This window comes from Actinomadura sp. (assembly GCF_044508335.1).
Classification (GTDB): Bacteria; Actinomycetota; Actinomycetes; order Streptosporangiales; family Streptosporangiaceae; genus Spirillospora.
Map to the genome: position 1 here is coordinate 65,487 of NZ_JBIQHY010000007.1, position 12,315 is coordinate 77,801.

10 protein-coding genes are annotated in these 12,315 nt (G+C 76.6%); 4 read left to right on the forward strand and 6 right to left on the reverse strand.

Going from position 1 to position 12,315, the window contains the following annotated elements:
• Nucleotides 1-38: 38 nt before the first annotated feature.
• Both ACIWVC_RS04800 and nirB read right to left on the reverse strand, forming a co-directional pair.
• The gene (locus ACIWVC_RS04800) at nucleotides 39-1,511 is read right to left on the reverse strand and encodes an FAD-dependent oxidoreductase (RefSeq protein WP_396446770.1); all 1,473 of its coding nucleotides are present in this window, start codon (nucleotides 1,509-1,511) and stop codon (nucleotides 39-41) included.
• Entirely contained in the window at nucleotides 1,508-4,009 is a 2,502-nt protein-coding gene (gene nirB / locus ACIWVC_RS04805; protein ID WP_396453844.1) for a nitrite reductase large subunit NirB, read from the reverse strand. The genes ACIWVC_RS04800 and nirB overlap by 4 nt, the downstream gene beginning before the upstream one ends.
• Before the next feature lie 244 nt (nucleotides 4,010-4,253).
• On the opposite strand from nirB, the gene ACIWVC_RS04810 reads away from it, so the two are divergent.
• The gene (locus ACIWVC_RS04810; protein ID WP_396446767.1) at nucleotides 4,254-5,276 is read left to right on the forward strand and encodes a DUF3068 domain-containing protein; all 1,023 of its coding nucleotides are present in this window, start codon (nucleotides 4,254-4,256) and stop codon (nucleotides 5,274-5,276) included.
• A gap of 40 nt (nucleotides 5,277-5,316) precedes the next feature.
• On the opposite strand, the gene ACIWVC_RS04815 is transcribed toward ACIWVC_RS04810, so the two are convergent.
• Complete coding sequence (locus tag ACIWVC_RS04815; protein WP_396446766.1) at nucleotides 5,317-6,603, reverse strand: beta-ketoacyl-[acyl-carrier-protein] synthase family protein; 1,287 nt, start codon at nucleotides 6,601-6,603, stop codon at nucleotides 5,317-5,319.
• A gap of 185 nt (nucleotides 6,604-6,788) precedes the next feature.
• Here ACIWVC_RS04815 and ACIWVC_RS04820 point away from each other — a divergent pair, with 185 nt between their 5' ends.
• Nucleotides 6,789-7,640 carry an NAD-dependent protein deacetylase gene (locus tag ACIWVC_RS04820; protein WP_396446765.1) on the forward strand — a complete coding sequence of 284 codons (852 nt, stop codon included), beginning with the start codon at nucleotides 6,789-6,791 and terminating at the stop codon, nucleotides 7,638-7,640.
• Nucleotides 7,641-7,682: 42 nt separating this feature from the next.
• Here ACIWVC_RS04820 and ACIWVC_RS04825 read toward each other — a convergent pair whose 3' ends face one another.
• From ACIWVC_RS04825 to ACIWVC_RS04835, 3 genes are all read right to left on the reverse strand, one after another.
• Nucleotides 7,683-8,393 (reverse strand): DUF4142 domain-containing protein, encoded by a 711-nt coding sequence (locus ACIWVC_RS04825; protein ID WP_396453846.1) that lies wholly within the window; start codon nucleotides 8,391-8,393, stop codon nucleotides 7,683-7,685.
• 98 nt (nucleotides 8,394-8,491) lie between these two features.
• Nucleotides 8,492-8,971, reverse strand: a complete 480-nt coding sequence (locus ACIWVC_RS04830) for a MarR family winged helix-turn-helix transcriptional regulator (protein WP_396446763.1) — start codon at nucleotides 8,969-8,971, stop codon at nucleotides 8,492-8,494.
• A gap of 55 nt (nucleotides 8,972-9,026) precedes the next feature.
• Entirely contained in the window at nucleotides 9,027-10,796 is a 1,770-nt protein-coding gene (locus ACIWVC_RS04835; protein WP_396446761.1) for a glycoside hydrolase family 15 protein, read from the reverse strand.
• 101 nt (nucleotides 10,797-10,897) lie between these two features.
• Between ACIWVC_RS04835 and ACIWVC_RS04840 the strand changes: the two genes are divergently transcribed.
• Complete coding sequence (locus ACIWVC_RS04840; protein WP_396446760.1) at nucleotides 10,898-11,527, forward strand: ArsR/SmtB family transcription factor; 630 nt, start codon at nucleotides 10,898-10,900, stop codon at nucleotides 11,525-11,527.
• A gap of 19 nt (nucleotides 11,528-11,546) precedes the next feature.
• The gene (locus ACIWVC_RS04845; protein WP_396446759.1) at nucleotides 11,547-12,284 is read left to right on the forward strand and encodes an SRPBCC domain-containing protein; all 738 of its coding nucleotides are present in this window, start codon (nucleotides 11,547-11,549) and stop codon (nucleotides 12,282-12,284) included.
• The last annotated feature ends 31 nt before the right edge of the window (nucleotides 12,285-12,315 follow it).

The window sequence follows — 12,315 nt, forward strand, 5'->3', positions numbered from 1 at the left end:
AGGTCGGCGGCGGGGTTCGGCGGCGGGGTTCGGCGGGTTCAGGCGACGTCGGCGGAGTCCTGCTCGTCCAGCCAGGCGACGATGCCCTCGACGGCGTCGCGGCAGCCGCCGCAGCCGGTGCCGGCGCGGGTGGCGCGGGCGACGTCGGCGGCGGTGCGGGCGCCGGCCTGCCAGCAGGCGCGGATCTCCCCCTTGCTGACGTTGTTGCAGTGGCAGACGGTGGCGGCGTCGGGCATCCGCACCGGCGACTCGGCCTCCGCGGCGCGGCCCATGCCGGGGAACAGCAGGCCGAGGCGCTCGGCGGGCAGCGGCGCGGCGCGGTCGTAGAGCCGGGTGAGGGTTCCGGCGGCGGCGGTCTCGCCGAGCAGGATCGCGCCGATGAGCCGCCCGTCGCGGATCACGGCCTTCTTGTAGGTGCCGCGGGCGGCGTCGGTGAACCGGACGACCTCCACGTCCTCGTCGTCGTCGCCGAAGTGCGTCTCCCCCATCGAGGCCAGCTCGATGCCGGCGGCCTTGAGCCGGGTGATCTGCCGGGCGCCGGTGAAGCGGGCGGCGGGGTCGGTGCCGGCGAGCAGCCCGGCGAGGACGCCGGCCTGCTCCCAGGCGGGCGCGACGAGCCCGTACACCTCGTCGCGGTGCTCGGCGCACTCGCCGATGGCGCGGACGGACGGGTCGGTGACCGACCGCAGTTCGTCGTCCACGACGATGGCGCGGCCGACGGCCAGGCCGGCGTCGCGGGCGAGGGTCACCTCGGGCCGGACGCCGCAGGCCAGGATGACGAGGTCGGCGTCGACGACCTCGGTCCCGCCGCCGGGCCGGGCCAGCTCGACGCCGGTGACGGCGCCGCCGGCGGTGCGCAGCCCGGCGACGCCGGCCTGCAGCCGGGTGCCGATGCCGAGCGCGGCGAGGGTGCGGGCGAGGACCTTGCCGGCGGCGGGGTCGAGCTGGCGTTCCATGAGGTGCCCGGCCAGGTGCAGGACGGTGACGTCCAGCCCGCGGCCGGCCAGCCCGCGGGCCGCCTCGATGCCGAGCAGCCCGCCGCCGACGACGACCGCGCGCCGCGCGGAGGCGGCGAGCTCGGTGATGCGCCGGCAGTCGTCCAGGGTGCGGAACACCAGGGCGCCCTCGGGGAGGCCGTCCCGCAGGCCGGGCATCGGCGGGACGAACGCGGTGCTGCCGGTCGCGAGGACGAGCGTCTCGTACGGCGTGACGGTCCCGTCGGAGGCGTGCACCGTCCCGGCGGCGCGGTCGACGCGGGTGACCTCGACGCCGAGCCGGGCGTCCACGCCGTGGGAGGCGTACCAGGCGGCGTCGACCAGGCTGATGTGGTCGGGCCGGGTCACGCCGGCGAGGACGTTGGACAGCAGCACCCGGTTGTAGGGGCGCTGGGTCTCGGCGCCGAACACCGTGACGGGGGTCGCGGTGTCGCGGTCGCGCAGCTCGCTGACGAACCGCGACCCCGCCATGCCGTTTCCGACGACCACGATGCCCGGCCGGGCCGCGGGGCTCATCGCTTCACCTCCAGCGGGAGCGGCTTGATCTGGTCGCGCTCGACCGCGAACGCGATGCTCGGGTCGGGGGTGCGCGGGGCGTTGACGAAGGACACGAACCGGCGGAGCCGCTCGGGGTCGTCGAGGGTGTCGCGCCACTCGTCGGAGTAGGACGCGACGTGGCGGGCCATGGCGGCGTCGAGTTCGGCGCAGATGCCGAGCCGGTCGTCCACGATGACCTCGCGGAGGTAGTCCAGGCCGCCGTCGAGGGACTCCAGCCAGCTCGCGGTGCGCTGCAGCCGGTCGGCGGTGCGGATGTAGAACATCAGGAACCGGTCGATGTAGCGGATCAGCTCGTCGTCGGTGAGGTCGGTGGCGAACAGGTCGGCGTGCCGGGGCCGCATGCCGCCGTTGCCGCCGAGGTAGAGGTTCCAGCCGTTCTCGGTGGCGATGACGCCGAAGTCCTTGCTCTGCGCCTCGGCGCATTCGCGGGCGCAGCCGGACACGGCCGACTTCAGCTTGTGCGGGGCGCGCAGCCCCCGGTACCGCAGTTCGAGGCGGATCGCCATGGCGGCCGAGTCCTGGACGCCGTAGCGGCACCAGGTGGACCCGACGCACGACTTCACCGTGCGCAGCGCCTTGCCGTAGGCGTGGCCGGACTCGAACCCGGCCTCGACGAGCCGCCGCCAGATCTCGGGGAGCTGCTCGACGCGGGCGCCGAACAGGTCGATGCGCTGCCCGCCGGTGATCTTGGTGTAGAGGCCGAAGTCGCGGGCGACCTCCCCGATCACGATGAGCTTCTCGGGGGTGATCTCCCCGCCGGGGACGCGCGGGACGACCGAGTAGGTGCCGTTCTTCTGCAGGTTGGCGAGGAAGTGGTCGTTGGTGTCCTGCAGCGCGGCCTGCTCGCCCTCCAGGATGTGGCCGTTGCCGAGGCTGGCCAGGATGGAGGCGACGGCGGGCTTGCAGATGTCGCAGCCGCGGCCGGTGCCGTGCTCCTCGACGAGCTGGGTGAAGCTGGTGACGCCCCCGCCGCGGATGATGTCGAACAGCTCGGCGCGGCTGTAGTCGAAGTGCTCGCAGATGGCCTTGCTGACCTCGATCCCGGCGGCGGTCAGCTCGGCGTCCAGGATCCGCTTCACCAGGGGCACGCAGCTGCCGCAGCTCGTGCCGGCGCGGGTGCAGTCCTTCACGCCGGGCACGTCGGTGAGGGAGTGCTCGGCGATGGCGCAGCGGATGTCCTCGGCGGTGACGTTGTTGCAGGAGCAGATGACCGTCGCGCCCGGCAGGTCGCCGCCGGCGGCCTCGGTGCCGCCGAACAGCATCTGCTCGGGCGGGCCGGGCAGGCCGCCCCCGACGTAGGCGCGGAGCGTCCCGTAGGACTCGGCGTCGCCGACGAGGACGCCGCCGAGCAGGGTCTGCGCGTCGTCGCTGACGACGAGCCTCTTGTACACGCCGGCGACGGGGTCGGTGTAGGTGACGCCGAGCGCGCCCTGCTCCGGGCCGGCGAACGGGTCGCCGAAGCTGGCGACGTCCACGCCCATCAGCTTCAGCTTCGTCGACATGTCGGCGCCCTCGAACACGGCGGTGCTGGCGTCCGACAGGAGCCGGTCGGCGACGACCTCGGCCATGGAGAAGCACGGCCCGACGAGCCCGTAGACCGTCCCCTCGACCGACGCGCACTCGCCGACGGCCCAGATCGCGGGGTCCTCGGTGCGGCAGGTCCCGTCGACGGCGACGCCGCCGCGCTCCCCCACCGGCAGGCCGCAGCCGCGGGCCAGCTCGTCGCGCGGGCGGATGCCGGCGGAGATCACCACGACCTCTGCGTCGACCACGGTGCCGTCGTCGAGGACGACGCGGCGGACGGCGCCGTCCCCGCCCGCCTCCAGGGCGCGGATCGGGACGCCGGCGTGCACGGCCATGCCGAGGCCCTCGATGTGGCGGCGCAGCATCGCGCCGCCGCCCTCGTCGAGCTGCCGGGGCATCAGCCACGGCGCGACCTCGACGACGCCGCTGCGCAGCCCGAGGCCCTGCAGGGCGCGGGCCGCCTCCAGGCCGAGCAGGCCGCCGCCGACGACGGCGCCGGTGGTCTTGCCGGCGGCGTACGCGCGGATGGCGTCCAGGTCGTCGATCGTGCGGTAGACGAACACGCCGGGCAGGTCCGCGCCGGGGACCGGCGGCACGAACGGCGCCGACCCGGTGGCGAGGACGAGCGCGTCGTAGGGGACGGCGTCCCCCGCCGAGGTGGCGACCGTGCGGGCGGCGCGGTCGATCGCGGTGACCCGCTCGCCGGTGCGGACGGCGACCTCGGGGCCGTGCGCGGGGTGGGCGAGGTCGGCGCCCTCCAGGTGGGTCGTCAGCGCCACCCGGTCGTAGGCGGGCCGCGGCTCCTCGCCGATGACGGTGATGGTCCAGGTCCCGGCGGCGTCCCGCGCGCGGAGCGCCTCCACGAGGCGGTGCGCGGCCGGTCCGTGCCCCGCGACGACCAGCCTCCGGTCCGTTGTGCTGTCGGCTCCCATGAACCCCGATGCTGGGCGGCCCGTATTTCCCGGATGGATCACTCGCGTGACCCGCGCGTTAACTGGCGCTCACCGCGGCGCCGCCCCCGAGGCGGGCCGGACGAGGGGTTCGGGCGGGCGGGCCGCGCCGGACGACCGGTCCGGCTGGGCGGCGGCACACTCTTCGCGGGGTTCGGGCGCTGATCCATTTCTTTTGCGGGTGTGATGCGGGACACTCGCAAAAGATGAAATATCAAGTTCGTGCGTGGTTCCGAGCGTGGGCCGGGAGGCGGCAGTGCGGCGGATCATGGGTGCGTCCCTCATCGGGCTCGGCGCGTTCCTGCTGGCCGCCGGGCTCCTCGTCCGCTTCTACGTGGCGCCGTCGCTGATCGGGGCGCCGGCGGACCTGTACCAGGTGACCCGGCTGCGCGCCGACGACGCCTCCTACTTCGACGCCGGGGAGGCGATGCCGCGGACGGGCGCGACGATCGTGGCGACCAACACCGTCCGCGGCGACCCGAAGTCGGCGCACGACGGCGTCGCGGTGTGGGACTCCACGACGGTCGTGCAGGACGTGGGGCGCGGCACCACGATCGAGCTCCAGAAGCAGCGGTACGCGTTCGACCGCCGCACCGGGCGGCTGCGGAACTGCTGCGGCGCGGCGATCGACGGCGACGCCGGCGTCCGGCTGTCGGGCATCGGGCTGTTCTGGCCGGTGCAGGTCCGCAAGAAGGGCCTGGAGCTGTTCGACACCTCCACGCTGCGCAGCTGGCCGGTGGTCTTCGACGGCCGGGAGCGCGTCGGCGGCCTGCTCGCCTACCGCTTCGTCCAGCGGATCCCGGAGACCAGGGTCGCCGGGGAGCTGCCGGACGTGCCCGGCGAGCTGCTGGGGCGCCCCGCGGGCGGCCCGGCGGTGCCGGTGGACCGCTACTACCAGGCCGAGGCGACGTACTGGGTGGACCCGCGGACGGGCGCGCCGATCGACCAGCAGCGGCACGTCCTGTCGACGCTGCGCCCCAAGGAGGGGCCTGGCCGGCTCGTCGTCGCGGACTTCACCCTGAAGATGACGCCGGAGTCGCGGCGGGCGCTGCAGGACCGCTCCGCGGACGGCGCCCGGAAGATCCGGCTGCTGAAGACCGTGGTGCCGCTGTGCGGCGGCGCCGCCGGCGTCCTGCTGATCGCGGCCGGGGCGCTGCTGGCCTCCCGCGGCGGGCGGTCCTCCCGCCGGCGCCGCGGCCCCGCGGTCCCGGACGGGCCCCGGCCCGTCGGCCCCCGGGTGGACGGGTAGGCCCCGGGTGGACGGGTAGGCCCCCGGCCGGAGCGCCCCGTCAGGCGGGGGTGAGGACGAGGGCAGCGTCGTGCCCGCCGAACCCGAACGAGTTCGACAGCGCGGGCCGCGCGGGCGGGATCGCCCGGGCCTCGCCGTGCACGACGTCCAGGAGCGCGGTCTCGGCGTCGGGCGCGGTGAAGTTGGCGGTGGGCGGGACGAGCCCGTCCGCGGCGCTGAGCAGCGCGAGCATCGCCTGCAGCGCACCGCCGGCGCCGAGGACGTGCCCGGTGACGCCCTTGGTGGCGGTGACGGGCGGGGTGCGGCCGCCGAAGCAGCGGTCGATCGCCAGCGCCTCGGCGCCGTCGTTGCCGCGGGCGCCGGTGGCGTGCGCGCTGATGTGCCCGATCCGGGACGCCTCCAGCCCGGCGTCGGCGAGCGCCGCGGCGATGCAGCGGGCGGCGACCTCCCCGTCCGGGCGGGGCCGCACGAGGTGGGCGGCGTCGGAGGCGGCCCCGTACCCGGCGACCTCCCCGTACACGCGGGCGCCGCGGGCCTCGGCGCGGTCGGCGCGCTCCAGGGCGAGGAACGCGGCGGCCTCCCCGACGACGAACCCGTCGCGGTCGGCGTCGAACGGGCGCCCGGCGGTGTGCGGGGCGGGGTCGCGGCGGGCGAGCGCGCCGATGCGGGCGAACGCGGCCATGACGAACGGGGTGAGGATCGCGTCGACGCCGCCGGCGACGGCCGCGTCGATCCGGCCGGCGCGGATGGCGAGGGCGGCCTCGCCGATCGCGGTGGCGCCGCTGGCGCAGCCGGTGGAGAAGGTGAGGCAGGGGCCCTCGCAGCCGTGCCGGATGGACACGTTCGCGGCGGTCGCGTTCGGCATGATCTTCGGGACGGCGGGGACCGGCACCCGGTCCAGCGTCCCGGCGTGCTCGTGGCCGCCGAGCGCGACGGCGGAGGCGAGCCCGGCGGCGGCCGTCCCGACGTAGACGCCGCGGCGGGCGGGGTCGCCGCCGTAGCCGGGCCCGGCGTCGGCGACGGCGTCGTCGGCCGCGGCGACGCCGAGCTTGGTCATCCGGTCGAGGCGGCGCCGCTCGGGCCTGCCGAAGTAGCGGTCCTCGTCCAGGGGCTGGGCGGGGCAGCCGAACGAGACGGCGGTCCCGGCCTCCAGCAGCTCGGGGACGTGGACGGCCTGCGACTTGCCGGCCAGGACGGTCGCGAGCACCTCCGCGGGCGTGCCGCCCGCGGGGCTCTTCACGCCGAACCCGGTCACCACGACGCGGGGCGTCCCATCGGCGCGGCACGCCCGGGAGCGGCCTTTCCGGGCACGGTGTTCACGCGTCATCGGCACCTCGCGGTGTGGGGGGATCCCGCGGAGAGGCGGGGCTTCGGAAGCTAGCGCGGCGGCGCCCGGCGGAACTTGCCGCCCCGGGCACATTCTCCCGGCGGTTTTTGTCACGCGGGTGACACGCGCCACAGGAGCGCCGGGCGTTTCGTCCCTCACTCGTCCCGGTCGTGCACCATGGAGGGGTGACGCAGGTGGCGGAGAACGCGGCGGGGACCGGCGAGCTCGCACTGCTGGCCGACCTCGTCTCCGGCGGGGACGTGGTGGTGCTCAGCGGCGCCGGGCTGTCCACCGAGTCGGGCATCCCGGACTACCGCGGCGAGACGGGGCGCCGGCGGCGCGCGGAGCCGATGACCTACCAGGCGTTCACCGGGAGCGAGGCGGCGCGGCGCCGGTACTGGGCGCGCGCCCATCTCGGGCGGCGGCACATGGCGGCGGCGCGCCCGAACGCGGGGCACCGGGCGGTGGCGGAGCTGCAGCGGCGCGGCCTGCTCGCGGGGATCATCACGCAGAACGTCGACGGGCTGCACCAGGCGGCCGGCGCGGACGGGGTGATCGAGCTGCACGGGTCGCTGGACCGGGTCGTGTGCCTGGGGTGCGGGCAGCGGACGCCGCGCGGGCGGCTGGAGGCGCGGCTGCGCGACGCGAACCCCGGCTTCGAGGCGCGCGCGGAGGCGATCAACCCCGACGGGGACGCGGTGATCCCCGACGAGGCCGCCGCCGCGTTCCGGGTCGTGCCGTGCGAGCGGTGCGGCGGCGTCCTCAAGCCCGACGTGGTCTTCTTCGGGGAGAACGTGCCGCCGGCCCGGGTCCGGGACTGCTACGCGCTCACCGGGGCCGCGGGCGCGCTGCTGGTGCTCGGGTCGTCGCTGGCGGTGCTGTCGGGCTACCGGTTCGTCCGGCACGCGGCCCGGCACGGCGTGCCGGTGGCGATCGTCAACCGGGGCGCGACGCGCGGCGACGAGCACGCGGCGGTCAGGCTGGACGCGCCGCTCGGCGCGACGCTCACCGCCCTGCTCGGCGAGCTCGGGCGCTAGCGCCGATCCGGGTCGGGCGCCGATCCGCGTCAGGACAGCGCGTCAGGACAGCAGCGACGTCGCGGCGGGTGCCGGGGAGCGGCGCGCGCCGGGCGGGGCGGGCGGCGGCGGCTCGGTGACGGCGGGCGGGTCGGGCAGCGTGTCGCCGGTGACGAACCCGGTGGACTCCAGCTGCCGCATCTGCTCGTTGACGAACGGCTGCGCCCGCTCGGCGAACTGCCGCACGAGGGTGTTGCGGGTGCTGGCGCGGACGGCGCCGAGCTCGGCGTAGAGCATGCCCTGGGCCATCCGCATCCGCGCCACGGCGGTCTTGTCGTAGTTGTTGCCCGACTTGCCGCTGATCTCCGACATCCAGCTCTGCTGGACGGCGCTGGGCCGGTTCGGCAGCGGGACGTTGAGCCGCCCGGCGACCCTGCGGTTCAGCTGGTCGAGCCCGGCGTGCCGGCGGGCGATCTCCGCGAGCGCGCGGCGGGTCGCGGGCCGGGCGGCGCGGCGCTGCGCCTGGCGGGCGACGGGGATCTCCCACAGCGCGGCCTGCCGGAGCTGGACGATGACGTCGCGGTCGGCGGGGCCGAGCGGGCCCCAGTCGGTGACGACGGTGGACTGGGCGGCGGCCTCGTCGCCGGCCTTGGGCGCCACCGCGGCGCCGTCGGCGGCCTGCCGCCCGGCGGGCAGGCAGGCGCTCAGGAGCAGGCCGGCGGCCAGCGCGGCGGGCACGGCGGCCGCTGCGGCGGCCGGTCGGGGTCGGGGCATCCGGCACCGCCTCTCGGTCGAGGTGAAGGGCGTTACGGCTGCAGTACGCACGCCGGGGCGGCGGGGTTCGACGCGGCCGGGGCCGGGTCCGGCCGGGGTCAGGTCCAGCCGAGCTGGGCGGTGTCGCCGACCGGGGGTTCGCCGCCGGCCTCGGTGAAGGCGCGCAGGGCGGCGACGAGGGCGCGCCGCTGCCCGGCGGGCATCCGGGAGACGACCGCGGCGATCTCGGCGCGGCGGCGGGCGGTGACGTCGTCGACGATGCGCCGCCCGGCGCCGGTGACCTGGATGAGGACCTCGCGGCCGCTGCGCGGGCTGGCCTCGCGGCGGACGAGCCCGGCGGCGGTGAGCCGGTCGACCATCCGCAGCGCGGTGGACGGGTTGACCTCCAGCAGCCCGGCGAGCGTGACGAGCTTGGTGGGGCCCTGCGAGGACAGCACGACGAGCAGCCGGAACTGCGGCAGCGTGACGGCGTCCTGGACCTCGGCCAGGGAGCGCGCGGAGATCGCCACGAGCAGCCGCGACGCGGTCAGCATCGCCGAGGTGACCTCGTCGACTCCGGCGTCCCCGTCCTCGTCCATGACAGCTTTCTACAGGGCCGGGCCCGGGTGCGCCAACGCGGCCCGGGGCGGCGGGCTAGGAGGCCAGGCGGGCGGCGGTCTCCAGCAGGAGGGCGTGCACGAACGCCTGCGGGATGTTGCCGCGCAGCTGCCTCTGCTCGACGTCGTACTCCTCGGAGAACAGCCCGCTGGTGGCGGTGCCGGACCGGGTCCGCTCGAAGGCGCCGAGGGCGCGGGCGGCCTCGCCCTGCCGGTGCTCGGCGAGCGCGAGGAAGAAGCCGCACAGGGTGAAGGCGCCCTCGGCGGCGCCGAGCGGCTCGCCGCCGGCCCGGTACCGGTAGACGAAGCCCTCCTGGACGAGCTCGGCGCGGACGGCCTCGAGCGTCGCGGCGGTGCGCGGGTCGCCGGCGGGCACGGCGCCGCGCAGCGGCGGGATGAGCAGCGCGGCGTCGACCCGGTCGTCGTCGGTGGCGCGCCGCCACCGGCCGCCGGGGGTGAGCGCGGTCCGGGCGGTCTCGGCGAGGACGGCGTCGGCGAGGGAGTTCCAGGCGGCGGCCTCGCGGGGGCCGCCGAGGACGCGGGCGGCCTGCCGCAGCCCGGCGACGCAGATCAGCCGGGAGTGGGTCCACAGCCGGTCGTCGGTCTCCCAGATGCCGGCGCCGGGGCCGCGCCAGCGGCTGCCGACCGCCGCGGCGGCGACGCGGGCGGCCTCCCGGGCGCCGTCCCCGGCGCGGTCGTGCTCGGCGGCGGTGGCGAGCAGCAGCAGGGCCTCGCCGGCCGCGTCGAGCTGCCACTGCCCGCCGGCGCGGTTGCCGGTGACGGCGGCGGCGCCGGGGTAGCCGGGCAGGCCGCTGCCGCGCTGGGCGGGGACGGGGCCGCCCGCGACGGTGTAGGCGGGCCGCAGCCGGTCGCCGTCGGCCAGGAGGCGGGCGGTGACGAACTCGGCGGCGCTGCGCAGCACGTGCGGGGGGCCGCCGTGCGCGGCCACGGCGTGCCCGGCGAAGCACTGGTCGCGGATCCAGGCGTAGCGGTAGTCGTAGTTGCGGCCCTCGTCGGCGCGTTCGGGCAGCGCGGTCGTCGCGGCGGCGGCCATGCCGCCGGCCCGGCTGGTCATCCCGGTCAGGACCGCGTAGGACAGCCGGGCGTCGCGCGGGGCGATCGTGTCGCCGCAGGAGGGGACGGCCCGCCGCCAGTCCCGTTCGGTGGCCTCCCACAGCGCGTCGGCGTCCAGCGCCGCCGGGTCCGCGGCGGCGCCGTCCGCGGCCAGTTCGAGCACGAGGTCGCGGGACTCGCCCTCGGCGAGGTCGAAGGCCGCCGCGAGGACCGCGCCGCCGTCCGGCCCCTCCCGCACGACGGCCTCGTCGGCGCCGCGCCAGCGGATCCGGACGCCGCCGCTGCGGGCGGTCCAGTCGGGGTCGCGGTGGTGCGGGCTCCGCATGCGCGGGCCGCCGGCGCGCACGTCCAGCAGGGCGCGCAGCCGGGCGCCGCCGCGCACCGCCCGGCAGCGGCGCAGCAGGACGGCGCGGTCGCGGCGGGCGGGGCGGGCCAGCGCCTCGCGGCACTCGACGATGGACCCCTCGCCGGTCACCCACCGGCTGCGCCAGATGAGCCCGCGGTCCTCGTAGTGGCCGCCCGGCACGAACCGCTCGCACGCGGGCTGGACCAGGTATCCGCCGGGCCCGCCGAGCAGGCCGGCGAAGGCCGGGTCGGAGTCCCAGTGGGGGAAGCACATCCAGGCGTACTCGCCGTCCGGGCCGACGAGGACGCCGCGCTCGCCGTCGGCGATGAAGGCGTAGTCGCGCAGTGCGCCGGGCGTGCGGGACCGGGCTTCCGGGTCGTTGGCCATGCCCTCCCACTACCCGAGAACGAACCGGGCATCCGGGACAACACCGCAAGACCAAGAATCCTGTCTTGACAAATCGATTTGTCGGCAGCGATGATGAGGGCATGCTGGACGTGACGGTGATCGAGGACGCGGAGGCGGCGGCCGCCTCCCTGGACCCCATGCGGGCGCGGCTGCTGGCCGAGCTGGGCGAGCCGATGTCGGCGGCGACGCTGGCGGCGCGGGTGGGCCTCCCCCGGCAGAAGGTCAACTACCACCTGCGCACGCTGGAGCGGCACGGCCTGGTCGAGCTGGTCGGCGAGCGCCGCAAGGGCAACATGACCGAGCGGCTGCTGCGGGCGACGGCGGCGTCCTACGTCATCTCGCCGCTGGCGCTCGCGACGCTGCAGCCCGACCCCGGCCGGCACCGCGACGCGCTGTCGGCGCGGTGGCTGCTGGCGCTGGCCGCGCGGCTGGTCCGCGACGTCGGCGCGCTGATCAGCGGGGCGGCGCGGGCCGACAAGCGGCTGGCCACCTACGCGCTGGACGGGGAGGTCGTGTTCGCCACGGCGGCGGACCGGGCCGCGTTCATCGAGGAGCTGACCGCCGGGGTGAGCGCGCTCGTCCGCAAGTACCACGGCGGGGCGGTGGAGGGCGGCCGCGCGCACCGCGTCGTCATCGCCGTCCACCCGTCCCTGAAGACCGAGCCCGGGGCGCGCGCGGAACCGCAGCCCACCGGGGAGATCGAGAGCTGAGAGCGCGAGGAGAGCGACCATGGGCAGGGAATTCGAGATCGTCCGCGAGTACGAGACCGAGGCGAGCCCCGAGCAGGTCTGGGACGCCGTCACCACCGGCACCGCCGCGTGGCTGTGGCCGATGGAGTTCGAGCCCCGCGAGGGCGGCGGCGTCGCCGGCGGGGGCGTCATCACCGCGTGGGACCCGCCGCACCGGCTGGCCAGCCGAGCGGAGGACCCGAACGGCATCCACGGCATGCCGCAGACCCTCAACGTCCTCGAGCACCGGATCGAGCCGCGCGAGGGCGGCGGCGCCTGGGTCCGCTACGTGCACAGCGGCATCTTCACCGGCGACTGGGACGACCAGTACGACGGCGCGAACCGGCACACCGACTTCTACCTGCACACGCTGCGCCAGTACCTGGCGCACTTCACCGGGCGGCGGGCGGCGCACTCCGACGTGCAGGGCCCGGCGGAGTCCATGCGCAAGGGCTCGTTCGCCGCGGTCGGCCGCGCGCTCGGGCTGGACGGCGCCGCCGAGGGCGACACGGTGCGGGTGGACCTGCCGGACGCCGGCCCCGCCGAGGCCGTCCTCGACTACCGGAACGAGCACTTCATCGGGCTGCGCACCGGCGACGCGATGTACCGGTTCTTCGGCCGCGACGCGTGGGGCGGCCCGGTGGGCATCGCGCTGCACCGGTTCGCGCCGGACGCGGCCGCGTCCGCCGACCGGGCGCGGAAGGCGTGGCAGGACTGGCTGAACGCCCTGTACGCGTGACCGCACGCCTGACCGTTACGCCTGACCGCCG